The 24,441-nt window shown below is 67.7% G+C and carries 23 protein-coding genes and 1 tRNA gene; 9 read left to right on the top strand and 15 right to left on the bottom strand.

All coding sequences use genetic code 11. The features are described 5' to 3' along the window. Positions 1-12: 12 nt before the first annotated feature. Positions 13-1,947, bottom strand: coding sequence for a molecular chaperone DnaK (gene dnaK, locus AB2U09_RS01730; protein WP_459190966.1), 1,935 nt, complete (start codon positions 1,945-1,947; stop codon positions 13-15). 225 nt (positions 1,948-2,172) lie between these two features. Further along, a complete protein-coding gene (locus AB2U09_RS01735) occupies positions 2,173-2,880 on the bottom strand; it encodes a nucleotide exchange factor GrpE (protein ID WP_459190967.1) in 708 nt (235 codons plus the stop codon). A 110-nt stretch (positions 2,881-2,990) separates the two neighbouring features. Here AB2U09_RS01735 and AB2U09_RS01740 point away from each other — a divergent pair, with 110 nt between their 5' ends. Then, the gene (locus AB2U09_RS01740) at positions 2,991-4,382 is read left to right on the top strand and encodes a DEAD/DEAH box helicase (RefSeq protein WP_459190968.1); all 1,392 of its coding nucleotides are present in this window, start codon (positions 2,991-2,993) and stop codon (positions 4,380-4,382) included. 22 nt (positions 4,383-4,404) lie between these two features. Here AB2U09_RS01740 and AB2U09_RS01745 read toward each other — a convergent pair whose 3' ends face one another. After that, entirely contained in the window at positions 4,405-5,031 is a 627-nt protein-coding gene (locus AB2U09_RS01745; protein WP_459190969.1) for a hypothetical protein, read from the bottom strand. A gap of 119 nt (positions 5,032-5,150) precedes the next feature. Here AB2U09_RS01745 and AB2U09_RS01750 point away from each other — a divergent pair, with 119 nt between their 5' ends. Further along, entirely contained in the window at positions 5,151-6,683 is a 1,533-nt protein-coding gene (locus tag AB2U09_RS01750; protein WP_459190970.1) for a DUF790 family protein, read from the top strand. Here the strand turns inward: AB2U09_RS01750 and AB2U09_RS01755 are convergent. Beyond that, a complete protein-coding gene (locus tag AB2U09_RS01755) occupies positions 6,680-7,198 on the bottom strand; it encodes a DUF7122 family protein (protein WP_459190971.1) in 519 nt (172 codons plus the stop codon). The genes AB2U09_RS01750 and AB2U09_RS01755 overlap by 4 nt on opposite strands. Next, positions 7,195-8,130 carry an RsmB/NOP family class I SAM-dependent RNA methyltransferase gene (locus AB2U09_RS01760; RefSeq protein ID WP_459190972.1) on the bottom strand — a complete coding sequence of 312 codons (936 nt, stop codon included), beginning with the start codon at positions 8,128-8,130 and terminating at the stop codon, positions 7,195-7,197. Before AB2U09_RS01760 ends, AB2U09_RS01755 begins: the two co-directional genes overlap by 4 nt. Positions 8,131-8,281: 151 nt before the next feature. Here AB2U09_RS01760 and AB2U09_RS01765 point away from each other — a divergent pair, with 151 nt between their 5' ends. Together AB2U09_RS01765 and AB2U09_RS01770 are read left to right on the top strand one after the other, a co-directional pair. Then, positions 8,282-9,019, top strand: coding sequence for a proteasome assembly chaperone family protein (locus tag AB2U09_RS01765; RefSeq protein ID WP_459190973.1), 738 nt, complete (start codon positions 8,282-8,284; stop codon positions 9,017-9,019). Positions 9,020-9,155: 136 nt separating this feature from the next. After that, positions 9,156-9,824, top strand: coding sequence for a LysE family translocator (locus tag AB2U09_RS01770; protein ID WP_459191012.1), 669 nt, complete (start codon positions 9,156-9,158; stop codon positions 9,822-9,824). A gap of 44 nt (positions 9,825-9,868) precedes the next feature. Here AB2U09_RS01770 and AB2U09_RS01775 read toward each other — a convergent pair whose 3' ends face one another. After that, positions 9,869-10,579, bottom strand: coding sequence for an HD domain-containing protein (locus tag AB2U09_RS01775; protein WP_459190974.1), 711 nt, complete (start codon positions 10,577-10,579; stop codon positions 9,869-9,871). A 318-nt stretch (positions 10,580-10,897) separates the two neighbouring features. Here AB2U09_RS01775 and AB2U09_RS01780 point away from each other — a divergent pair, with 318 nt between their 5' ends. Together AB2U09_RS01780 and AB2U09_RS01785 are read left to right on the top strand one after the other, a co-directional pair. Continuing rightward, complete coding sequence (locus AB2U09_RS01780) at positions 10,898-11,632, top strand: GNAT family N-acetyltransferase (protein WP_459190975.1); 735 nt, start codon at positions 10,898-10,900, stop codon at positions 11,630-11,632. Positions 11,633-11,712: 80 nt separating this feature from the next. Next, the gene (locus AB2U09_RS01785; protein WP_459190976.1) at positions 11,713-12,750 is read left to right on the top strand and encodes a DNA-methyltransferase; all 1,038 of its coding nucleotides are present in this window, start codon (positions 11,713-11,715) and stop codon (positions 12,748-12,750) included. Positions 12,751-12,807: 57 nt separating this feature from the next. Here AB2U09_RS01785 and AB2U09_RS01790 read toward each other — a convergent pair. From AB2U09_RS01790 to AB2U09_RS01830, 9 genes are all read right to left on the bottom strand, one after another. After that, a tRNA-Gln gene (locus AB2U09_RS01790) sits at positions 12,808-12,880 on the bottom strand. Positions 12,881-12,926: 46 nt separating this feature from the next. Continuing rightward, positions 12,927-13,358: a metal-dependent transcriptional regulator gene (locus AB2U09_RS01795; RefSeq protein WP_459190977.1), complete on the bottom strand. Its 432-nt coding sequence runs from the start codon at positions 13,356-13,358 to the stop codon at positions 12,927-12,929. 52 nt (positions 13,359-13,410) lie between these two features. Beyond that, the gene (locus AB2U09_RS01800) at positions 13,411-13,893 is read right to left on the bottom strand and encodes a ferritin-like domain-containing protein (protein WP_459190978.1); all 483 of its coding nucleotides are present in this window, start codon (positions 13,891-13,893) and stop codon (positions 13,411-13,413) included. A 99-nt stretch (positions 13,894-13,992) separates the two neighbouring features. Next, positions 13,993-14,202 (bottom strand): hypothetical protein, encoded by a 210-nt coding sequence (locus tag AB2U09_RS01805; RefSeq protein WP_459190979.1) that lies wholly within the window; start codon positions 14,200-14,202, stop codon positions 13,993-13,995. Between the two features lie 129 nt (positions 14,203-14,331). Beyond that, entirely contained in the window at positions 14,332-16,434 is a 2,103-nt protein-coding gene (locus tag AB2U09_RS01810) for a DUF7827 domain-containing protein (RefSeq protein ID WP_459190980.1), read from the bottom strand. Positions 16,435-16,543: 109 nt separating this feature from the next. Further along, complete coding sequence (sufD, locus tag AB2U09_RS01815) at positions 16,544-17,758, bottom strand: Fe-S cluster assembly protein SufD (RefSeq protein WP_459190981.1); 1,215 nt, start codon at positions 17,756-17,758, stop codon at positions 16,544-16,546. A gap of 15 nt (positions 17,759-17,773) precedes the next feature. Continuing rightward, positions 17,774-19,204 (bottom strand): Fe-S cluster assembly protein SufB, encoded by a 1,431-nt coding sequence (sufB, locus tag AB2U09_RS01820; protein WP_459190982.1) that lies wholly within the window; start codon positions 19,202-19,204, stop codon positions 17,774-17,776. A gap of 45 nt (positions 19,205-19,249) precedes the next feature. Beyond that, entirely contained in the window at positions 19,250-20,179 is a 930-nt protein-coding gene (locus tag AB2U09_RS01825) for an ABC transporter ATP-binding protein (protein ID WP_459190983.1), read from the bottom strand. A 176-nt stretch (positions 20,180-20,355) separates the two neighbouring features. After that, positions 20,356-23,076: a DNA-directed DNA polymerase gene (locus AB2U09_RS01830; protein ID WP_459190984.1), complete on the bottom strand. Its 2,721-nt coding sequence runs from the start codon at positions 23,074-23,076 to the stop codon at positions 20,356-20,358. A 122-nt stretch (positions 23,077-23,198) separates the two neighbouring features. On the opposite strand from AB2U09_RS01830, the gene AB2U09_RS01835 reads away from it, so the two are divergent. The 3 genes from AB2U09_RS01835 to AB2U09_RS01845 all read left to right on the top strand — a co-directional run bounded on the left by AB2U09_RS01835 (position 23,199) and on the right by AB2U09_RS01845 (position 24,435). Then, positions 23,199-23,405 (top strand): DUF7331 family protein, encoded by a 207-nt coding sequence (locus tag AB2U09_RS01835; protein ID WP_459190985.1) that lies wholly within the window; start codon positions 23,199-23,201, stop codon positions 23,403-23,405. 67 nt (positions 23,406-23,472) lie between these two features. Then, on the top strand, positions 23,473-23,937 hold the full coding sequence (locus AB2U09_RS01840; protein WP_459190986.1) for a DUF7322 domain-containing protein: 465 nt from the start codon (positions 23,473-23,475) through the stop codon (positions 23,935-23,937). A 60-nt stretch (positions 23,938-23,997) separates the two neighbouring features. After that, positions 23,998-24,435 (top strand): DUF7346 family protein, encoded by a 438-nt coding sequence (locus AB2U09_RS01845; protein ID WP_459190987.1) that lies wholly within the window; start codon positions 23,998-24,000, stop codon positions 24,433-24,435. Positions 24,436-24,441 lie beyond the last annotated feature (6 nt).

Consider the following 24,441-nt stretch of genomic DNA (forward strand, 5'->3'; position numbering starts at 1 on the left):
TGATTCGCCGAGTTACTCCTCGTCGTCCTCGTCGACGTCCTCGAAGTCGGCGTCGACGTACTCCTCGCCCTGCCCGCCGGCACCGGCCGCGCCGCCGGCGCCCGCGGAACCGCCGGGGCCAGCGCCGCCCATGCCGCCCATGCCGCCGGCACCAGCGCCGGCAGCGCCGCCAGCGGCGCCCGCACCGGCTGCGCCCTCGGCGGCCTGGTCCTGATACATCTGCTTGCCGATCTCCTGGAGGGCTTCGGCGAGGCTCTCGGTGGCCTCCTTGTAGTCCTCCGTGTCGGCGTCCTCGTCTTCGAGGACCTCACGGACGTCGTCGATCTCCGCTTCGATGTCCTCGCGGAGTTCGTCGTCGACGTTCTCCTCGTTCTCCTCCAGCAGCGTCTCGGCGCGCTGGATGGTGCTCTCGGCCTCGTTGCGGGCCTCGATGCGCTCGCGGCGCTGCTCGTCTTCCTCGGCGTGCTCTTCGGCCTCCTGTTGCATCTCCTCGATCTGGTCGTCGGAGAGGCCGGCGCCGCCCTCGATGGTGATGTTCTCCTCGTTGCCCGAACCCTTGTCCTCGGCGGAGACGTTGACGATGCCGTTCTCGTCGATGTTGAATGACACCTCGATCTGGGGCGTACCCGCGGGCGCCGGCGGGATGCCGGTCAGCGCGAACTCGCCCAGGAGTTCGTTCTCCGCGGCGATCTCGCGTTCGCCCTGGAAGACGCGGATCTGGACTTGCGTCTGGTTGTCAGCCGCAGTGGTGAAGATCTTCGACTCCTCGGTCGGGATGGTCGTGTTCTTCTCGATGAGCCGCTCGAAGAGCCCGCCCTTGACTTCGACGCCGAGCGAGAGCGGCGTGACGTCGAGCAGGACGATGTCGTCGACGTCGCCGGAGAGGACGCCGCCCTGGATGGCCGCGCCGAGTGCGACGGCCTCGTCGGGGTTGACGTTCTTCTTGGGCTCCTGGCCGGTCATCTCCTCGACCTGCTCCTGGACCTGCGGCATCCGGGTCGAACCGCCGACGAGGATGACCTCGTCGATGTCGCCCTTGTCGTAGCCGGCGTCTTCGAGCGCCTGCTCCGTCGGGCCGACCGTCCGCTCGATGAGGTCCTCCGTGAGCGACTCGAACTTCGCGCGGGTCAGCTTCGCTTCGAGGTCGAGGGGGCCCTCGTCGGTCGTCGTGATGAACGGCAGGTCGATGCGGGTCTCCTTGCGGTTGGAGAGTTCGATCTTGGCTTCCTCCGCGGCGTCGTTGAGCCGCTGGAGCGCCTGGCGGTCGTCGCGCAGGTCGATGCCGTGTTCGTCCTCGAACTGCTCGGCGAGGTAGTCGATGATGGCGTGGTCCCAGTCGTCGCCACCGAGGTCGTTGTCGCCGTTGGTCGCGACGACCTCGTAGACGCCGCCGCCCAGATCGAGGATGGAGACGTCGAACGTCCCGCCGCCGAGGTCGTAGACGAGGACGGTCTGGTCGGACTCGTCGTCGAGTCCGTAGGCCATCGCGGCCCCGGTCGGCTCGTTGACGATGCGCTCGACCTCGAAGCCGGCGATTTCGCCGGCGTCCTTCGTGGCCTGGCGCTGTCGGTCGTTGAAGTAGGCGGGGACCGTGATGACCGCCTTCTCGACGTCGTCGCCGAGGTACTCCTCGGCGTCCCGTTTGATCTTCTGGAGGATCATCGCCGAGACCTGCTCGGGGGTGTACTCCTCGCCCTGGAGCTCGACGGTGTAGTCGTCCTCGCCCATGTGGCGCTTGATGGACTGGATCGTCTCCTCGGGGTTCTTGACGGCCTGGTTCTTCGCGGGTTTGCCGACGAGTCGCTCCCCGTCGTCGAACGCGACGACGGAGGGTGTCGTCCGCTCGCCCTCAGAGTTCACGATGATCTCGGGGTCGCCCCCCTCCATGACCGCGAACGCGCTGTTCGTGGTCCCGAGGTCGATTCCGAGAATCTTGTTGCTCGCCATCTTACCCGACTATACCCGATTGCGCCGGTTAAAAGTTGCTAGATGCGCCGAATCCGAACCCTTCTAGAACGCCCCAGACGGGCGATTTCCGTCACCGGTCGCGCGACCGACCGGTGCTTATAAATCCAACCGCAATACCAGCCTAACGATGCCGAACAGTCGATCGAACGACAGGAAAACGGACACGCGACGGGTGTTCGCCGACTGCGCGTCGGCGGCCCGAACCTACTCCGCGCCGGATCCGTCGCTGACGGTGACCTGCGCCTCGCGGATCACCTTGCCGGCCATGACGTAGCCCGGGCGATGGACCTCGGCGATGGTACCTTCGGACTGGTCGGACTCGACGCGGACGAGCACCTCGTGGCGGTGCGGGTCGACTTCCGCGCCCGGTTCGGGCTCGATGACGTCGACGTTCTCCTGGTCGAGCACGTCGTCGAACGACCGGAGCGTGGACTCGACGCCGCCCCGGATGTCGACGTCCTCGTCCTGGTCGAGGGCGCGGCGGAGGTTGTCGCGCACGTCGAGCAGTCGCGTGACCAGGTCCTCGGTCGCGCGCTGTTTCTCCTCCTCGCGGCGCTTGTCCATCCGCTTCTTGTAGTTCTGGAACTCCGCCTGCTTGCGCTTGAGCTTCTCGGTGACGTCGTCGAGTTCCTCCTCGCGGGCGTCGAGCTGGTCCTCCAGTCCGTCGACGCGCGTCCGCAGCGCCGCGAGCTCGTGGGCGACCGACTCGGGGTCGGATTCGGCGATCCGGTCGACCAGATCCTCGCCGACTTCCACGTCGTCGAGCGACTCGCCCGCGTCGGTTTCGTCGATGACCTCGTCGGGCTGGACGGTCTCGCCGCTCGCGTCCCCCGGCTGCTCGGTGGCGTCGTCGGTCGCGTCTGGCTCCTCGTCGACGGCCTCGGCGGGGTCGGACGCGTCCTGCTCGCTCATACCCGCAGGAAGTCGCCGCGGCGACAAAAGGGTTGAGAAACCGATCTGCCGGACCGGGCGTCGGCGCCGGCCCGCACCGCTTAACTCCCGGGCGCGGATACCTCACGGCAGTGACCGTCCGGCTCGCCTACGAAGAAGGGACCATCCGGATAACCGGCAGCGACGCGCTCGAGGACCTGTCCTACGTCGAGCGCGACGCCCGCTCGAAGACCCGGCGCGCTCCCGCCCACCGCTACGCCGACCTCGTCGCCGCGCTGGACGACAGGGGCATCGCCCGCGAGGATCGAGTGTTCGCCCTCCCCGACCTCGACCTCGATTCGACGTACGAACTCCGGGAGTACCAGCGGGCGGCGCTCGACGACTGGGAGGCCGCCGACCGCCGAGGCGTCCTCGCGAGCGACGCGAGGGAGGGCTCGCGACAGCTCGGCTGTCGCGGTGTGCTCGAGCTCCCGACCGGCAGCGGCAAGACCGTCATCGGCATCGCCGCGATGGAGGCCCTCGGGGCACCGACGCTCGTGGTCGTCCCGACCATCGACCTGCTCGAACAGTGGCGCCGGGAGCTCGAACGGGAGTTCGACCGCGAGGTCGGGCAACTGGGCGGGGGAGAGCAGCGACTCGCCGACGTGACCGTCTCGACGTACGATTCGGCGTACCTCCGGGCCGACGAACTCGGCGACCGGTTCGGCCTCGTCGTCTTCGACGAGGTCCACCACCTCGGCGGTGAGGGGTACCGCGACATCGCCCGCCTGCTCGCCGCGCCTGCCCGGATGGGTCTCACCGCGACGTTCGAGCGGCCAGACGGCGCCCACGAGGTCGTCGAAGAACTCGTCGGCCCGCTCGTCCACCGCGTCGAAGTCGACGAACTCGCCGGCGAGCACCTCGCGGACTACGACATCAAGCGGCTGGAGGTGGCGCTGACCCCGGAAGAGCGAGAAGTCTACGAGCGCCACCAGGAGACGTTCACCGACTACCTCGCCACGTCGGGGATCCAGATGCGGTCGGGCAGCGACTACCAGGAACTCGTCAAGCGCTCGGGGTCGGACCCCAGAGCCCGCGAGGCGCTGCTGGCCAAACAGCGGGCCCGCGAGGTGATGATGAACGCCGACGAGAAGGTCGAGCGCCTGCGGGACATCCTCGACCGCCACCGCGAGGACCGGATCATCGTCTTCACCGCCCACACCGACCTCGTCTATCGCCTCTCCGAGCGATTTCTGATCCCAGCGATCACCCATGAAACGAGCGCCGGCGAGCGCCGGGAAATCCTCGAACGGTTCCGCTCCGGGGAGTACTCTCGGGTCGTGACGGCGAACGTCCTCGACGAAGGGGTCGACGTGCCCGACGCGAACGTGGCGGTCGTGCTCTCGGGCAGCGGGAGCGAGCGGGAGTTTACCCAGCGCCTCGGCCGCATCCTCCGGCCGAAAGCGGACGGTGAGCGCGCGCTCCTCTACGAGATCGTCACCGAGGAGACCGCGGAAGAACGGGTCGCACGCCGCCGTCGGTGAGCGGGCCGGGCAGTCCCGCTGGCTACTCGGTCCCGTTCACGCTCGAAATCGTCGCGTCTTCGGCCGCCGCCTGTTCGGTATCCGTCGGTTCGCCGGTCGCGGCGGTCGCGGCGGGACCGCCAGTCCCCGTCGAGTCGCCGGTCTCCGCCGAGCCGTCGGTCGCCGTCTCCCTGTCCTCGGGGTAGGGCGTGACCGTCCCTTCGGGCAGCGGCGTCGCGGGACTCCCCGGTTCGATCGTCATGTCGAATCCGGGGTCGGCGTCGAACTCGCTGTACGGGACGGGGACGACTGTCCGGAGCTCCGTCGACGCACCAGCGTCGAGACTGACATGCTCTGTCGGGGTGAACGTCTTCTCGCCCGCCGAGACCGTTATCGTCACCGTCGCCTCCCGAGCGCGCTGGCCCTGGTTTTCGACCGTCAGGACGACGACGAGGTCGCCGTCGTCGGTCTCGTCGAACGTCCGCTCCGGGACGGCGAACTGCAGATCGTCGCGCCCGCCGTCCCCGCCACTCGGCGAGTCGCCGGATCCGCGGACCGCCGCCGGCGGTTCGGGAGCCGTCACGGGCACCTCGTCGTTGGCGCCCGTACACCCTGCGGCCGCGCCCGCCGCGAGCGCCGCCAGTCCCCGGAGGACCCTCCGTCGTTGCATACCTCTCCCGCGGGTGCGGTCCGGTAAGAATCTTCTCGTCGGCCCGAGCCGACGAGTCAGCCCGGCGGCCGCCCGGGCCACCCGCCGCGCTTATGCCGGTCGCCGGCCGAGTCGCGGGTGTGCTGACGAAGGACCTGCTCCGCGTCTCGCGGGCCGGCGGCGGCTTCCACCCGCAGTTCGTCGGCGACGAGCGCCGCGACCTCGCCGCGCGGGTCCTCGGCATCTACCAGGGCCACGTCGACCACACGCGGGCGGACCTCGACGGCGCGCTGACGGACCTCGAACGCGAGGCCGACGACTTCAAACTCGTCCGCGGGTTCGCCAAACTCCTCGACCGCGAGGCCCGCTTCGAGACGCGCTCGGCCGTCGACCCACCCCGGGCGCGAGAGGCGGCCTTCGCCGCGGCCGAGGCTGTCGGCGTCGTCACCGACGAGGACCGCGATCGGGCGCTCGAACGGGCGGCCGAACGTGTCGACGCCGACTCCGCAGCGGTCGCCGACTCGCTGTACGCCGACCTCGACGAGCGGCAGGTCCTCGTCGCGGTCGACCCGCGCTGGGGGCCGGACGAACTGGTGGCCCAGTACAACCTCTCGCTTGCGCAGACGGCCCTGTTCGACGCGACGGAGGTCCGCGTCCGGTCGACCGATCCCAAGGCGCTCGTCTCCGCCGTCAAGCGACTGCGGCTGATGTACGAGGTCCGGAAGACCGAGGCCGGTCGCGAGGTCGTCGTGACCGGACCCGACGCGCTGTTCCGACGGACGCGCCGCTACGGCACCCGCTTCGCGCGCCTCCTGCGGACGGTCGCCAAAGCCGACGAGTGGCGGCTGGAGGCGACTATCGACGACCGCGGCACCGAGCGGGAGATGGTGCTCACCGACGCGGACGTGGCGGTCCCCGGCGTCGAGCCGGTTACCGACGTGAGCTACGACAGCGGCGTCGAGGCGGACTTCGCGACGCGCTTCGAGTCGCTCGGGCTGGACTGGGACCTCGTCCGCGAGCCAGAACCCCTCGAAGCGGGCGCGAGCGTCGCCATTCCCGACTTCGCCTTCGACTACCGCCACGCCGATTTTCGGGTGTTCTTCGAGATCATGGGCTTCTGGACGCCCGAGTACGTCGAGAAGAAGCTCGGGCAACTGGAGGCCATCGACGACGTGGAACTGCTCGTCGCCGTCGACGAGGACCTGGGCGCCGGCGAGGCCATCGAGGCCCGGGACCACCGCGCCATCCCCTACTCCGGGACGGTCCGCATCAAGGACGTGCGCGACGCGCTGCGGCGCTACGAGGACGAACTCGTCGCCGAGAGCGCCGCGGCGCTGCCCGACGAACTGGTCCCCGACGCCGACGCGGCGACGCTCGAATCCCTCGCCGCCGAGCGCGGCGTCAGCGAGAGTGCGATCGAGGACAAATCGTTCCCCGAGCACGAGCGCGTCGGCCGGACGCTGGTCAGGCCGGCGGTGCTGGAGGAACTCGGCGACCGGATCGAGGCCGGGATGGCGCTCGAGGAAGCGGAGGCCGTGCTGGAGGAGTACGGCATCGACGACGCCAGCGCCGCACTCTCTGCCGTCGGCTATCGCGTTGAGTGGGAAGGCCTCGCCGGCGGAACGATCCGCGAGCGCGACGATCGAAACTCGGACGCGGAACCGGCGGCTTAGAGGTCTCGACGCCGTCCCTTCGGGACCTGCGAGCGGAGTTCGCCGTGGACGTACAGCCCGACCCCGACGGGTTCGGGTTCGCCCGCGACGTCGGTGGTGACGATCAGGTACCCCCAGTCGCCGTCCCAGTCGAGTTCCTGGTCGTCGCCGGCGACGAACGCCGCCGCTTCCTCCCGCGAGAGGAGGATCACGCACTCGTCGGCCGCGCCGCCGAACCGCTGGACGGCTTCCAGCGTCGGCTTCCAGTGTTCCCGGCGCGTCCGCAGGAAGGCGAGCCCGAGGCCCTCGATCTCGACTGGCGAGGCCACGTCGTCGGCGAACGCCCAGATCTTCCCCGAGCCGCGCTCCCAGAACGTGTGGTTCTCGAACGTCTCCGGGGGGACGCCGAAGCGCTCGTCCCACCACTCCAGTACTTCCGCACGGGTCGCTCGGCCCTCGACCGTTCGTTCCTCGGCTGTCGCGGGCAGGCGATCGAATCGGGTCCCGTCGTTTTCCTCCGTGGCATCGGGACTCATTCGGCGGTCACCTCCAGTTTCGCGCAGAAGAAGCCGCCGGTATCGTTGTGGTGCGGGTAGATGCGTTTCGCCTTCCGGACCGACTCGTCGAACGCCTCGTCTTCCCACTCCGTGACGCCGGGGGCGCTATCGAGGGGGAGGTCGAACTCGACGAGTTCGCAGTCTTCCTCCGCGAGCGCGTAGTCGAGGACGGCCTCGTTCTCCTCGGGCGCGAACGTGCAGGTGGAGTAGACGACGGTGCCGCCCTCGCGGGTGGTCTGGATCGCCCGGCGCAGGACGCCCTTCTGGACGCCCGAGATGCCGTGGACGTGGTCGAGTTCCCAGTCGTCGAGCGCGTCGGGGTTCTTCCTGATAGTGCCCTCGCAAGAGCAGGGCACGTCGACGAGCGCCCGGTCGTAAGGGGCACCTTCGCGCTCGTCGCTGTCGGGGGCGCGGAAGGGCTTGAGCGAGTGGTTGCGGGCGTCCTCGTGGGTGACAGCGACGTTCGTGGCGCCGGCGCGCTCGGCGTTCGAGCGCAGCGCCGAGATGCGCCCGAGGTTGTTGTCGGTCGCGACGAGCAACCCGGTGTCCTCCATCAGCGCGGCGAGCTGGGTGGTCTTGCTGCCCGGCGCGGCGCAGGCGTCCCAGACGCGCTCGCCGGGTTGGGGGTCCAGCACCTCCGCGGGGACGGCGGAGACCTCTTCCTGGCCGTGGATCCAGCCGAGCACGTAGGGCCAGTTCGTCCCCGGCTGGTCCTCGGGGAGGGCGAGCAGTCCGTCGTGCCACTCGCAGGGCTCGTAGGCGATGCCGGCCTCCTCGAGCGCCGCCCGGGCGCGCTCGACGGTCGTCTTCAGCGTGTTGACGCGGACGACCGAGGGGAGGGGCCGGTCGCAGGCCGCGCGGAAGGCCTCGAAATCGTCCACGAGGGGCGCATAGCGCTCCAGTACGTCCATTGGCACCCCGTTCGCCCCCGCTCGTGTTAACCCCCTCGGCTCGGGTTTCCGCGGGGGTCGCACGAGTCGGGAGGAGGCCCGGAAACGGCACTGTCGACCAGCGACCGCGGACTGCGGACGGTTTTAAGCCGCTGGCGGCCCGGGTTCCGGTATGGCTCGCGTGCAGGTACACGACGACGGGATCGAACTCGAGTCGCCGACGCTGATCGAGGGGCTGCCCGGCGTCGGCCTCGTCGGGAAGATCGCGGCCGACCACCTCGTCGACGCGCTCGACATGACCTACTACGCGTCGTGTCACTGCGACGGGCTGCCCGAGGTCGCCGTCTTCGGCGAGGGCGACCGGGCCTACCAGCCGCCCGTCCGGATCTACGCCGACGAGGAGCGGGACCTGCTGGCGCTACAGAGCGACGTCCCCGTCTCCCCGAGCGCCGCCGACGACTTCGCGACCTGCCTGACCGCCTGGCTGCGCGAGCGCGACGCGACGGCCATCTTCGTCTCCGGCCTCCCCGCCGAGAAAGACGGCGTCCCGAGCCTCTACGGCGTTGCGAACGGCGACGCGGCCGGAATTCTGGACGAACACGGCATCCCGGCGCCGACCGAGAGCGGCGTCATCAGCGGTCCGACCGGCGCGCTCCTCTACGAGGCCAACCGGAGCGACCTCGACGCGCTGGGACTGGTCGTCGAGTCCAACCGGAACTTCCCCGACCCCGAAGCCGCGCGCGTGGTCCTGCTCGACGGGGTCGGCCCCATCGCCGGCGTCGACATCGAGACCGAGCACCTCGTCGAGCAGGCCGAGGAGATCAGCGAGGCCCGCGAGAACCTCGCCCAGCGGATGCAGGAAGCCCAGGAGGAGAGCTCCCGCGCCCAGCCGATCGGCATGTACCAGTAGGGCGCAGGCGGTGGACAGAAGCGGCCGACCAGCCGAAACGCCCGACGCGGCGAACGCAACGCCTTTTTCGCGGTACGGACGGTACTCGACGGCGATGGGAGTCGCGACAGTCGCGCAGACGTTCGGCGTCGGCGTCGTGTTCGGGCTGGCGCTCGCCGCGCCGCCCGGACCGATGAACGCCGTCATCGCCGAAGAGAGCGTCCTCCGCGGCTGGTTCGCGGGCTTCACCGCCGGGCTCGGCGCGATGAGCGCCGACCTGATATTCTTCGCGCTGTCGCTCGCGGGCGTCGTCGCGTTCCTCGACGACGCGGCGACGGTCCGGGCGGTCATGGTCGGCGCCGGCGGACTCATCATGCTCTACTTCGCCGCCGGCGCGGTCCGGGAGGCGCGCACGGACTTTCTGACCGGAGAGCCGACCCCGCCCCCGGACGATGCCGACGCTCGCGGCTTCGTCAAGGCGTTCGTCCTCGCGCTGACGAACCCCTACCAGATACTCTTCTGGCTGACCGTCGGCGTCGGCCTGCTCGAACCCGGCACCGTCGACGTGCTCTCGTACCTGCCGGCCGTCGGCGACGGGCTCGCGGGTCTGCTGATCGTCAGAACCGGGAGTCCGGCGCTGCTATCTGGACTGTTCGGAGGGATCGTCGTCTGGATCGTCGGCTTCCCGACGATGCTGGTCAGCATCGGCCGCCGGGTCGACGCGTTCGCACCGGCCGCAGCGGCCGTCTCGGCGGTCGTGCTCGCGGGATTCGGCGTCACCTTCTGCTGGACCGCGGCGCGGTCGCTCCTCGGTACGTTCGTGTAGCGCGTCGGTGAAGCGACGGCGACGCGGTGACGTGGCGGCCGGTCTCAGTCCGGTCGTTCGGCGGGTTCGCCGAGCCCCTCTTCGGGGTCGACGTCGGCGACTTCGGACTCGAGCCACTCCTTGAACCACTTGACGCGCTTGAGCCGGCGGTGGACGATGCTCTCGGCGGTGTCGCTCCGGACCCGCTCGCGCGCGTCGAGGCCGCGTTCGAGGACGCGCCCGACCATCTCCGCGGCGTCGATGTGCGTGCGGGACTCGTAGCCCATCCGGAGGAGCATCAGCGCGGTGCCGTTGGCCCCGACCTTGTCGAGCAGGTCGGCCTCGATGAGACACTGCGTTTCGAGGGGCAGATCGGTGAGTTCGCCCTGATAGGAGTGGTCCTCGACGGCCGCGCAGACCTCGTCGACGAACGACGCGGGATAGTCGCCGTGGCTGATCAGGTACTCGCGGGCGATGCGGGCGCCTTCCTCCGCGTGGAGATCCTGGTCGACTTCGAGCTTCGCGATGTCGTGGAACAGCGCGGCGACGCGGGTCACGTCGACGTTCGCACCCTCGGCTTCGGCGATCTCCTCGGCGAGTTCGACGACGTTCAGAATGTGGTTGAAGCGGTACTCCGCGGAGTGCCAGGGGTACCACCGCATGCGACCGCCGTCGTCCTCGCTCTCGACACTGGCCGCGAGATAGTCGTGGACGAAGCCCTTCATCTCCTCGAACTCCTCGTCGGAGACCGGCGATTCCCTAATCTCGACTCCCACAGAACCACCCCCGAGAGATACGTGCGTCAGTCATCTTACGGATAGAAACGCGCGTTCGACTCTTAGGCGTTACGACACCCGTGGGACTCGTTTTTCTCCGGTCTAAGGGCCGCTCGCGGATCGCGCGATCGCCGTGTTTCACGGTAACAGACCGACAACCTCGCGTTCTCGGTTTCGTCGCCTCCGGTCGGCCCGGGTTGCCGCCCGATCTCACCGTCGATTTCACGCGTGCCGAACGATCCGCGGTTGAGCGCGACAGGTCGCCAGCGATCGCGTCGCAGGTGTGGTTTTATCGTGCTTGGTGATAACAAGTAACACATGAAGGTTCGAACCGCAGTGCCGGCCGACAGCCCGGCGATCCGGGACGTGGCCCGTCGCTCGTTGCAGGCGTCGTACTCGCTCAGTACGGACGCGATCGACACGGCCATCGCCGAGTGGTACGGTGAAGCGGAGATGGAGGATGCGCTCGACGACGACGACGACCGGCTGGTACTCGTCGCCGAGCGGGACCGGCAAGTCGTCGGCTTCTCCGAGTCCGAGCGGTCACCGGACGGCGAGACCGCGACGCTGCTGTGGCTGCACGTCGACCCGGCGTACCGCGGAGAGGGGATCGCGGGCGCACTGTTCGACCGGACCCACGACCGGCTGTCGGAATCCGGTGTCGAGCACGTCGCCGGGCGCGTGCTGGAGGATAACGACGACGGCAACGACTTCTACGAGTCGCTGGGCTACGAGCGCATCGGGCGCGACCAGGTAGAGATCGCCGGTGAGACGCACGTCGAGAACGTCTACGCCGAGGCGCGCGAGAGCGGGCTCCAGTCGATACGTGCGAGCGACGGCGCCACCGTCTACGTCGACGAGCGCGACTGGGACGAGGGGTCCGCGGGCAAGTTCTACACCGTCTACGCCGACGAGGAGCGAGCCGAACACTACGGGTACTTCTGTTCGAACTGCAATCGGCTGGCGAACGCGATGGACGCCATGGGTCGCATCGAGTGCGACAACTGCGGGAACGCCCGCAAAGCGACCCGGTGGGACGCGGCGTACCTGTAGCAGTCCGGCGCGGAGATTCGGCTGGGCCCGTCGCGCTTCGGTCGGGACACTCAAGGACGGGCATGTAGACTACAGGGACGATGGAGACGAGTCACCGGGTCGTCGTGGGCGACGCGCGCGACCTCTCGGACGTGGCCGCAGACAGCGTCGACCTCGTCGTCACCTCGCCGCCGTACCCCATGATCGAGATGTGGGACGAGACGTTCGAACAGCTCGACCCCGCCGTCGGCGACGCGCTCGCGGACGGCGACGGCGAGCGCGCGTTCGAGGCGATGCACGCGGTCCTCGACGACGTGTGGGCGGAGCTGTCGCGCGTCCTCGTCGACGGCGGCATCGCCTGCGTCAACGTCGGCGACGCCACCCGAACGGTCGGCGACAGCTTCAGCGTCTACCCGAATCACGCCCGCGTCATCGAGGCGTTCCAGTCGCTCGGCTTCGACGCCTTGCCGGACGTGCTCTGGCGCAAGCCCGCCAACAGCGCCGCGAAGTTCATGGGATCGGGGATGGTGCCGCCGAACGCCTACGTCACGCTCGAACACGAGTACGTCCTCGTCTTCCGCAACGGGAGCGACTCTCGGTCGTTCGAGCCGGGCGCAGACCGCCGCTACGAGGCCGCGTACTTCTGGGAGGAGCGCAACCGCTGGTTCTCCGACGTCTGGACCGACGTCCAGGGCGAACTGCAGTCGCTCGGGCACGACGACCTCCGCGAGCGCTCGGCCGCGTTCCCCTTCGAGATTCCCTACCGGCTGATCAACATGTACTCCGTCTACGACGACACCGTTCTCGACCCCTTCTGGGGCACCGGCACCACGTCGCTCGCCGCCCTCGTCGCTGGGCGAAACTCGATCGGGTACGAGCACGAACCCGCGTTCGCCGAGGTATTCGACGACCAGATCGCGGACTTGCGCGACCTGTCGCGATCGGTCGTCCGCGAGCGCCTCGACCGCCACCGGGAGTTCGTCGCCGACGCTCGAGACGACGGCGACGAACTGAGCTACGAGGCGACTCACTACGACTTCCCCGTCCGGACGAACCAGGAGCGCGACATCCGCTTCTACGCAGTCGATTCAGTGGTGGAAACCGACGACGGCTATCGGGCCGCCTACCAGCCCGTTTGAGCGGTCGCAATTGAGGCGTGACGGCTGTCCCAACCACCGGAATTACTTCTAGTAATATAGTCCCGAGCGGATTCGAACCGCTGTCAGTGGCTCCAAAGGCCACTATGATTGGCCACTACACCACGGGACTGCGAGTAATCGTTCTCGCGGGCCGCCCTTGAACGCTTCGAGAGCGGTCAGTCGTCTGCGGTGGCGGAGACTTCCAGCAGGCTGCAGACGTCATCTTCGGGGTCGAAACAGTCCGGACAGCGCGGGTCGCGGTCGATGATGGTGTCGAGGCGCTCGGCGACGGTTTCGTCGATGACGCTCTCGAGCTGGCGGGCTTCCCCCCGGAAGTCCTCGACTTCGAGGACCTCGACGAGGAACCGCTCGATGATGCAGTAGTTCTGGAGGGCGTCGCGGGCGCGGACGATCCCTTCGTCCGAGAGGGTGACGCCCTTGTACTTCTCGTGTTCGGCCAGGCCCTGATCTTCGAGCTTGCCGATCATCTCGTTGGCGCTGGCGGGGCTGACGTCGAGCCGGTCGGCCAGATCGCCCGTCGATGCGGGACCGTCCTCGATCTGCTGGATGAGATAGATCGCCTTCAGGTACTGGTCGGCCGTGTTCATGCGTATCCCTCCGGGTTCGCGTGAGCTGGCCGGAACTCCGCTCCGTCGGCGTTCATCGTCGTTCCTCCATGAGTTGTGTCACTTCCTCGACTCCCTCGGCTTCTTCCTCGCGGATGGTCGCGAGCGTCTCGAGGAGGCGCTCGCGGTCGATCCCGAACTCTACGTCCGAGGCCTCGACGGCGTCGATGAGATCGTCGTAGAACTTGTAGGCGGTCTCCTCGTTGCAGAGCTGGTCGTAGAGAACGCCGTCGAAGTCCTCGTCGGCCTCGTACTGGGCTTCGACCAGCGTCTCGATCTCCTCGAAGGGGACCGTCTCGGCGTCGAGTTCGTCGATCAGCGACTCCAGCCGGCCGCGGTGGTCGGCCGACTCCTCGGCGGCGTCTTCGAGCATCGCTCTGACCTCGTCGTTGAGGTCCGCGGTCGACTCCGCGACGTGTTTGCCGGCCCGGGCCTCGACGACCTCCTCGAGGACGATGCCGATCTGCAGCAGACGGGCGAGCTGGTGGTCGGACCCGACCGGGACGGTGAGACTCACCGTTCGGCCCCCCGGTAGTCGTCGCGCGTGACTCCGTTCATGGGCACTGCTCGGGTAGGAGGGGACGTAAGTGCTTCCCTCGGCGATTCGGCGCGGCTGTCAGTTCGTCCCACGGTCGCGGTTCCGCGCTTTCTCGGCACTGGTGTCCTGCCGGTCGCTGCCGGTCCAGCGGAGCGCGGCCAGGTACAGGACGACGGCGACGACGCCGGCGACCACGCCGATCACCGACTCCGAGAACAGGCTCGGAGGCCCGGCGTGCAACGGGACCAACGCTGCGAAGACGAGGGGGGCGACGTGAAGCGGGCGCATACTCTACGTACGTCTGGATCGTCGACCCTATTTAAAGAAGCGGCGTGTTTTCGGGGGCTGAGAACAGGTTCGCCGGCCGAGACGAGTCCGAGCGGGGGGTCGGCGGATCGGGTTTTCGTCGTATCGGGCTTACTGGGCTATCCGGCGGTAGGTCCCGAATAGCCCGAATACGGCGAGAGCGACCACGAGGGCAGCGGAGCCGAATCCCGGGCCGTCAGCGCTCGTCCCTTCGGCCCCTGTCCCTGTCGCCGTCGTCGACCCGAAGTGGCCGGTGGCAGTCGGGGTCGGACTCGCTGTCGGCGTCGGTGCCTCTGTGGTAGCGGTTGGTGTAGCCGCTGGCGTCGGGGTACCGGGAGTCGTCAGTGTCTGCGTCGCGGTTGGCGTCGGGGTACTGGTGCTGGTCGGCGTCTGCGTCGCGGTCGGCGTCGGTTCGACCGTCGTCTGCGTCGGCCCGTCGGAGACCGGCTCCCCGACCTTCGAGAGGTTGAACGAACCGAACGACGGGTCCGCTGTCGGCGACGCGTCGTCCGCTTCGACGGTGGCCCACTTCCGGACGACGTTCCCGCCGACGCGGTACGCCGGGTCGGTTTCGGGCCCGTCGAAGCGGCCGTCCCCGTCGGCGTCGCGGTGGGCGACCACGACCAGGTGACGGGCCCCGTCGAGCGCCCCGACCGGTATCGCGATGTCGTCGGTGTCGGCGACCCCGACGGGTCGGAACGTCGACCCGTTCTCGTCGGGGGCGTACGCGACGAGGAACCCGCCGTCTTCGAGCGTCAGCCGTTCGATCGGGAGCCGGTCGACCCCCGCGGCCGCCGGCGGCGACCCGATCTCCCACGTGACGTTCGGCGGATCGCCCAACGTGGCCGTGTAGGTCGTGTTGCCGACGGCGACCTCGTACAGGCCGGGATTCGAGATGGCAGAGCGAACGAGGACCGCCCGGAAAGACTCCTCGTCCACCGCCGCCGAGGTCCGGGCCACGTTCGTCGGGTCGGTCAGCGACCGGACGGTGATCGGGACGGAGTCGCGGTCACTCTCGCCGCGGATCTCGACGGTCCCGTTCGTCGGCCAGGAGACGATCCCGTCGACGCGCTGGACGTACGAGTACGGGCCGGCCCGCTCGACCGTCGGCCGTTCGTCGGGGTCGGCGAACTCGGTCTGTTCGTACCAGCGGGACTCCTCGACGTCCCCGAGCGGACCCGACGGGTCGACGTCGATATCCATGGCGACGGTCATGCTGTACGGGGCGATCCTGCCGGTGTCGATCAGGACGGTCAGCGTTCCGTTCTCGTAGTCCGGCAGGGCTTCGACCGCTCCCTCGGCGACGGCATCACCGAGCTCGACGGAGTAACACGGCCCGCTGAGCGCGACGGTGACGGGCGGGTCGCGGTCGTGACCCGCGTACACGCGTCCGAGCTTCTCGGCCATCGTCTCACCGGGCTGGGCGGCGACGGCGCCGAGAACGCTGGCCGACTCGATGCGGACACCCAGCGTCTCGCCGTACCGGACCATCGTTCGGTTGTACTCGTCTTCGACGGTCGAGACCATCCCTAGATCCTCGGCCCGACGGAGCGCGTCGAGTGACCCGACTTCGGCCAGCTGCGGCGGCCCAGCGAACGCGGCCGCCGTCCCGAGGTCGGGTGCCGTGACGTTCAGTTGTCGTTCGTCGACGACGGCGCCGTCACGGGTCACCTCGACCGAGTACGTCCGGTTCGTCATCGGGGCGTCCGTCTCGTTCGTGCGGATCTCCATCTCGTCCGCGCCAGTGACGTCGTACGCCCGGGAATCGACCGCGGTCGTATTCGCCGCGGCGTAGGTGTTGATCCGCAGCGTCGCACGACCGTCGCCGTCGTCGCTCACGGTCGCCCGGACGGTGTGGTTCGCCTCCCTGCCGATCTCGACCGTACTCTCGGCCCCCTCGGCGACCGGCACCGAGACGAACGCGATGCCGCCGAGCGGGACGCGCTCTTCCTCGCCGTTCGCCGCCATCGACTGGTGCTGACTGCTCTCGGGAGACGCCTGCGCTCGCTTTCCACTGTCCGAACCTGCCCACTGCCCGCAGGAAACGGAGTCTCGGTCGTTGACGGCAGTCTCCGGGACCGCGGCAGTCGAATCACCTGACACCGACCCGTGTGCTGCAACGGTGACGGCGGGGACCAAGACGACGAACGCGAGACAGGCGACGACGACGGTGGTCACGGCCGCCTCTCGGCCGTCCTCGCGAAGGAGGGACATGCACCCGCGTTCTTATCGGTCAGGCATCAGCTTTGTGGACGGACGAGCCGGCGGCTCGGGCCTTCGGACTCGAAAAAATCGGGCTTACGTGGCGGGAAACGCGGAAGCGTTACTCCTGCAGACGCTCGACGACGAGGTCGTCCAGATCCTCGCGGAGTTCGTCGACGGCGACTTCCTCGAAGACGGGCACGAAGAAGCCCTCGACGAGCATGTCCTTCGCGCGTTTCTCGTCGACGCCGCGGGAGGTCATGTAGAACAGCTCCTCGGCGTCGACCTGTCCGACCGTCGCGGAGTGGCTGGCCTCGGTGTCGTGGTTGTTGATGATGAGCTTCGGCGAGGCGTCGGCCTCGGCGTCGTCGCTCAGCATCAGCGTGTTCTCGCGCTGGTAGGAGTTGGTGTCCCACGCGTCGCGGCCGACGTCCTGAACGCCCTCGTAGACCGAGCGGGCCTCGTCGTCGAGGACGCCGCGGGTCACCAGATCGGCGGTGGTGTGCTCGTTCTCGTGCCAGACGCGGCTGTTGATGTCGAAGTGCTGGTCGTCGTGGCCGAAGAAGGCGCCGACGATCTGGCTCTCCGAGCCCTCGCCGAGCAGTCGCGTCTCGACGCTGGACTTGGTGAGTCGGGAACCGATGTTGCCCTCGATCCAGTCGACCGTGCCGTGGTCGTCGGCGTGGCCGCGCTTGACCTGGAAGTTGTAGGTGTCCTCGGCGAGGTTCTGCAGCGCGCCGTACTGGACGCTCGAATTCTCGCCGGCGACGACCTCGACGACGCCCGAGTAGTACTGGTCGCCGTCGATGTTCGTCCCGGTCGTCTGGCGCTCGAGGATCGTGGCCGAGGAGGACTCCTCGGCGACGACGAGCGTGTAGTTGAACAGCGAGCGGCTGTTCATCGTCGTGCGGATCTTCACGTCCTCGGCGGCGACGCCCTCGGGGACGTAGACGAGCGTCCCGGCGCTGAACAGCGCCGTCGACAGGGCCGTCAGGAAGTCCCGCTGGGGGTCGACGACGCTGCCGAAGTGCTCCTCGATCAGGTCGCCGTGCTCGGCGAGCGCCTCGTCCCAGGCCAGGACGTCCGCGCCCTCGGCCTCGACGCGGTCTTTCTCCTGTTCCCACTCGAGGGGGTCGACCAGCGTCTCGTAGTCGAGGTCGACGAGGTTCGTCCAGTTGCGCGGGCCGGGCGTCGTGATGACGTCCGGCATGGCCAGATCGTCGAGCGCCTCCAGCGCGTCCAGACGGGTCTCGAGGAGCCACTCGGGCTCGTCGAGCTCGTCGCTGATCTGCTGTACTTGCTCCTCTGTGAGGTTGGCGTGTAGCTGCGTACTCATGATAGACACCGGGGGTTACCCGAGCGAGCCCTCCATCTCCAGTTCGATGAGGCGGTTGAGCTCGACCGCGTACTCGATGGGCAGTTCCTCGGTGATCGGCTCGATGAAGCCGGCGACGATCATCTGCTTGGCGTCGTCGTCGTCGAGGCCGCGGCTCTGGAGATAGAAGACGTCCTCGTCGCCGATCTTGCCGACGGTCGCCTCGTGGGCGACGTCGACGTCGTTCTCCTGGATCTCCATGTACGGCATGGTGTCCGACGTCGACTCGTTGTCGAACATCAGCGCGTCGCACTCGACGTTGGTCTTCGAGCCCTTCGCGCCGTCGGCCATGTGGACGAGGCCGCGGTAGTTGGTGCGGCCGCCGTCCTTGGCGATGGACTTGGACTCGATGGTCGAGTTCGTGTTCGGCGCGTTGTGGTACACCTTCGCGCCGGTGTCGATGTCCTGGCCCTCGCCGGCCATCGCGATGGTGATGTGGTTGTCGGTCGCGCCGGGGCCCTTGAGGATGGTGCTCGGGTAGAGCATCGTCGCCTTCGAGCCCATCGATCCGGAGACCCACTCCATGGTCCCATCGGCCTCGCAGATGGCGCGCTTGGTGTTGAGGTTGTAGGTGTTCTTCGACCAGTTCTGCACCGTCGAGTACTGGACGTGGGCGTTCTCGCCGACGAAGACTTCAACGCCCCCGCTGTGGAGGTTGAACGCGGAGTACTTCGGGGCGGAACAGCCCTCGATGTAGTGGACCTCGGAGTTCTCCTCGGCGATGATGAGCGTGTGTTCGAACTGGCCCATCCCCTCGGAGTTCATCCGGAAGTACGCCTGGACGGGCATGTTGACCGTGGTGTCCTCCGGGATGTAGACGAAGGAACCGCCGGACCAGATGGCGCCGTGCAGCGCGGCGAACTTGTTGTCGCTCGGGGGGACGCACTTCGTCATGAAGTGCTCCTTGACGATCTCCTCGTGCTCCTGGACGGCCTTGTCCATGTCGCAGAAGATGACGCCCTTCTCCTCCCAGCGCTCCTGCATGTTCTGGTAGACGATCTCCGACTCGTACTGCGCGCCGACGCCGGAGAGCGCGTTCTTCTCGGCCTCGGGGATGCCCAGCTTGTCGAAGGTGTCCTGAATCTCCTCGGGGAGGTCCTCCCAGTTCTCGGCGCCCCCGCGCGTCTCGATGTCGGGGCGGATGTACGGGACGATCTCGTCGATGTCGACTTCCGAGAGGTCGGGCTGGCCCGGCCAGTCGGTCGGCATCGGCATCTCCTGGAACTGCTCCAGGGCGCGCAGGCGTCGGTCGAGCATCCACTCGGGCTCGTCTTTGTCCTCCGAGATGAGACGGACCGTCTCCTCGGTCAGTCCCTTCTCGGTCTCGAAGGCCGACTTCTCCTCTTTCTTGAACTCGAAGCGAGCCTCCGTGTCAGTCTCTTTGAGGTGGTCTTGATCTGAACTCATTGTTGTGTCGTAGGTTTGGTGTCGAGCCTTATGACGCTGTGCACGCTAGGCCGCCTCGTAGACTTCCTCGCGGACCCAGTCGTAGCCCTCGTCCTCGAGCGTCTCGGACAGTTCCGGACCGCCGGATTTGGCGATCTCGCCGTCGATCATGACGTGGACGTGGTCCGGCTCGACGTAGTCGAGGATCCGCTGGTAGTGAGTGATCTGCAGGATACCCGCGCCCTGCTCGTCGCGTAGCGCGTTGATGCCCTTCGAGACGTCCTGCAGACGGTCGATGTCCAGCCCGGAGTCGATCTCGTCGAGCACGGCGATGCTCGGCTCGAGGATCGCGGCCTGGAGGACCTCGTTTTGCTTCTTCTCGCCGCCGGAGAAGCCCGCGTTGAGATAGCGGTTCGCGAACTTCTCGTCCATGTCCAGCTGCTCCATCTTCTCCTGGAGGATCTCCTGGAACTCGGCGACGCCGACCTCGCCCTCGTCGGCAGGGCCTTCCATCGGCGACGTCTCGTAGCCGGCCGCGTCCTCGTTGGTGTCGCCGCCCTCGGCCGCTTCGGCGTCCTCCTCCTCGTCCTCGAAGAGCTCCTCGCGCTCCTCGAGCTTGGCGTTGAGCGCCGTCCGCAGGAAGTTCACCATCGTGACGCCCTCGATCTCGGCGGGGTACTGGAAGGCGAGGAAGATGCCCAGCGCCGCGCGCTCGTTCGGTTCCAGATCGAGCAGGTCCCACGTCTGGAGGTCCTCGGGGACTTCGATGTCTTCGAACTCGTCCTCCTCGATGTGGAGCAGGACGTCGCCGCCCGTGACCTCGTAGGCCGGGTGGCCGGCGATGATCTTCGCCAGCGTCGACTTCCCGGAGCCGTTCGGACCCATCAGCGCGTGGATCTCGCCCGACTTCACTTCCAGATCCACGCCCTCGAGGATCTGCTCCCCGTCTTCCTCTGCGACTTTCGCCTGCAGGTTGTCTATTTCGAGTACAGCCATATGTTTCGGTCGTCCGAAAACAGGGTAGAGACGCAGATAATAGTTTCGAGTTTCCACGAGCGTCTTTTGCGAAACTGAAAGCGAACTTCGGGAATAGACAACTTCGGGCCGACCCGCGGAGGACTCCGCGCGAAATCAGCGGACGGCGGGAGGCCCGGACAGCAATCGGCGGTCGCTCACATGAAGCTCTCGAGGCCGGTCTGCTCCTGGCCGCTCTTGACCTCCTCCCAGGAGATGTCGAGCGCTTCGAGGATGCGGGCGATCGGTCCCTTGAGCGTCTTGTCGAGCATCTTGTCCCAGTCGACCTCGAAGGCGTCGGGCACCTGGTCGGCGTACTCGAAGCAGATCACGTCGGGGTCGCGCTTGAACTCGCCGTAGAGCACGTCTTCGGCGGGGTCGAGGTCCAGTTCGTCCTCGATCTCGCGGAAGAACTCGGGGTGGACCTTCTCCAGATAGAGCCGCTTGGGCTTCGATCCGCTGGCGAAGTTCGTCCCCAGCAGGAGGTTGGCGTACTTCGCGCCGCGGACCTGCGCGGTGTCGGTGTCGTAGTTGTCGAGTTTCTTCCCGATACCGCCCGGGATCCCGATGTCGTCGAGGCTGGCCTCGCCGTTCTGGAAGTCCTCGATGACGTCGTGGACGTAGTCTTTCACGTCCTCCAGGTCCTCGCCGTGGACGATCATCTCGATGACCTGCAACTGGACCTCCTTGGTGATCGGCGCGATGTCCGAACGCTGGTACTCGAAGCCCGTGATGTCGATGTCGTCGACGTCCTTGCCCTCGCTCCAGACGATGTGGCCGGCGTAGCGCTTCTTCTTGCCCGCCTGGAAGAACCGCCGGTAGAGCTTCTCGAACTCGATCTGGAAGCGGTGAGAGTCGGCGTTGAGTTCGGACTTCGCGAACTCGTCGTAGCGGTCGTTGATGTGCTCCTCTATCTCGAACGAACGCTCGATGGCATCGGCTTTGGGCATATCGCCGCCGAGTTCGAGCATGACCGAGTCGGTGTCGCCGTAGATGACTTCCTTGTCGAGTTCGTTGGCCGCCTGCTCGGTGAAGCTGATGACCTCGCGGTTCGTGGAGGTGACGCCCGCGCTCATCTCGCGGTCGTAGAGGCGGAACCGGTCCCACCCGAAGACGCCGTACAGCGAGTTCATGATCACCTTCACCGCGGCCTGCTGGCGGTCGAAGCGCTCGTAGTCCTCCGAGCCGGGGTCGTTGTCGTTGCGCAGGGCCTTCTTCTCCTCGCGCTCTTCGAGCAGTTCGTCGACCATCTCGCGGATGATGCCGTCCGGTTCCTTCCGGAAGTGGACGCCCGTGGGCGTGCGGTAGGTCTCGCCGTCGAACGTCTCGGGGTCGACCTTCGTCTCCGGCGAGGCGTTGATCGTCGTCATCGACATCGGATAGAGTGACTTCAGGTCCAGCACCGAGACGTTCTCGCGGACGCCCGTGATCGGGTCGAAGACGGCCCCGCCCTCGAACTCGTCGGTGGCCTCCTGTTGCCCTTTCGAGGGGAGCGCGAACTCGCCGTAGGCCTTGTGCAGGACGTACATGTCGACCGCGTCGCCGGCGGTGGGCGCATCTTCGATCTTGCAGCCGACGAGCTTGCGCGCCTCGTCCCAGAAGGCGATGATGTCCTGCTTGCGGTCGAGTTCGACGCACAGCTCCACGTCGCGGAGGTTGTATTCGAGGAGTCGCTCGGGGTCGTCCTCCCAGAGGTCGCCGATGTCGCCGGGGTACCGTTCCTTCCCGACGCCCATCTCGACCTCACCGACGGCGTCCAGCCGGTAACTCTCCAGTTCGGTGAACTGCGTGGCCTTGTACGCCCGCAGGAGGTCGAAGACGACGCGGCCCTTGATGTCCGGGCCGTTCCAGTCCGAGCGCCAGACCTCGTTCACGCGGGAGAGCCGGTCGATGTCCAGGTCGTAGTCGTGGTGCGAGCCGGCCAGTTCCTCGACGCGGTCGAGGAAATACGGCGCGTCGAAGTCGGCGAAGTTCCAGCCGGTCAGCAGGTCGGGGTCGGTCTCCTCGATGTAAGAGATGAAGGCGTCGAGCATCTCCGCCTCGTCGTCGAACACGCGCACGTCGGCGTCGATGTCGTCCTCGATCGGGTCGTACTCCTCCAGCGCGGCGGGGCCGTCGACGCCCCCGGGCGACTGGTAGAGCCAGTTGATGTACTGGTCGTCGTAGGAGTCGTGAGAGGTGAGACAGACGATCGTCTCTTCGCCCTCCTCGGGGAAGCCGTTGCGGTCGTCGACCTCGATGTCGAAGGTGTTCACCCGCGGGGTGGCGTTGGCGTCGACGGCCTCGACCTCCTCGTGCGGGATGCGGATAGTGTCGTCGTCCGTGCGGCGTTCGGGCACGCGGATCCCGCTCTCGATGTCCTTGTCGATGAGCAGGCGGTTGGGGAAGAGGATGTCCGCCTCGTAGTGCTCGAAGTCGTCGCGCACCTGCCCGACATCGCGTGGCGTGCGGCCGATGATCTTCACGAGTCGCTCGCCGCGAATGGACTCGAAGGGCTCGCCCTCGGTGTCGGTCTCGCGGTAGTCGACGAGACCGTCGTAGCCGGCGATCCGCTCGTCGTCGACGTTCTCGGCGGGCGCGTAGAAGTACGGCTCGAAGTCGTAGACCTCGACGTGTTCGAGCGTCGGGCGGCCCTCGCCGGTGTCCCGGCGGCCGAAGACGTGGACGACGGGGAACTCCTCGTCGCCGCTGTACTCGACGGTGTAGTCGACCTGCGTGACCGTTATCGTGACCCGTCCCTCTGCCTCGGGAAAGCGGACCGAGTCGGCGTCGACCACGTCGGCGGTGCCCCCGCCGCCGCCGTCGCCGGCGACGTGCTCGGCCTCGTCGGCTGGCCGGTCGTCGCCGGCCCCGAAGTCCCCGAACTCCGTTTGCTCCATCGTTGCACTCGCTTGGCTCCCGCTGACTAAAATAACCGCGGTCTGGCGGGTCGACCGAACGGCAACGGTCGCTGCAGGCAGAAGATACTTGCCACGGTGTCACAAACCGCCGACACGAAGCCATGACGGACCACACGACGCACCGCGACGTGTCGGACAGTGGCGACAGCGAGCCGTCGGCGGACGTGCGAGCGGCCCCCGCAGACACAGCGGGCGTCGCCGCCACGGACGCCTACGAGGTGGACGACGGCGTGGTCCTCTTCGACGTGGAGAACCCCCTCGCGTGGGTGGAGGCCGACGACGCCATCTCCCTCGGGCAGATGGCCTGAGCGGCCGTCCGAACCACGGGTCGACCGAGTGGGAACCCTTTTTGCCGCCAGCCCGCAATCGGCGGGTGTGCCAGACGACGGGGACGGGGACGAAGAGGGCCTGCTCGGCGACGCCGAGCGCTTCGAGTCCTCGCTCGGGCCGGACGTCCCGCAGGTGGACGTGCCCGAGGTCGAGATCCCGTCCGTCCCCGGGGCCGACGAGGCCGGCGAGATCGACGAGGAAGACGCTGACGCCCTCGACGCGGACGTCGACCCCGAGCTGTCGCGGACGTTCTGGCGGCTCGTCCTCGTCTTCGACGTCGCGTTTCTCGCGCTGTCGCTCGGGCCGATGTTCGTCTTCTTCCGGAGCGACTGGGACACCGGCGGGCCGCTTTTGGCCCTCGGCGTCGTCACGTTCCTTTACGGCGTCCGCGAGTACCACGAGTTCCGCGACAGTGACGAATCGGGGGACACCGACGAATCAGGGGACAGCCTCGAATCGACCGGTGGGAGCGATTCGGCGGGCAATAGCGGGTCAACAGACGACGAATAAGCGAGCGAGTTCGAGCGGCCGACCGGAACGGCTAACCACCCGAATCCGTTACGGGCGGACATGCGAACGGTCCGCGACGAGTCCGGGCGACGGTACCTGTTGCTGAAGGAGTCGAGCGACGCCTCCCGCGTCCGCGACCCCGAGACCGGCGAGGAACGCCACGTCGCCAACGACCGACTGGAGCCCGTCGAGGGCGAGTCACCGCTGGAGACGGCCAGTCGAGCGGTCCCCGAACCGGTCCGCGCCGTCGCGAGCGCGGTCCACGACGACCGATCGCTCGGCTTGCTACTGGAGATCGACGCCCGGAGTCCGGTCGCCGTGCAGACGCTGATGGCCGCCGTCGACCTCTGCGAGAGCGACCTCCACGGCCTGCTGACCGAGTTTCGCGCGGCCGGACTGATCGTCGAGACCGACGTGGCGGGCGTCCGCGGCTACGAGACGACCGACCTGGCAAGTTCGGGGCTTTCGGCGCTCGTCAACGCCGACGAGACGGACTGACGGGCG

The sequence above is a fragment of the Halosimplex yunnanense genome, from assembly GCF_054504345.1.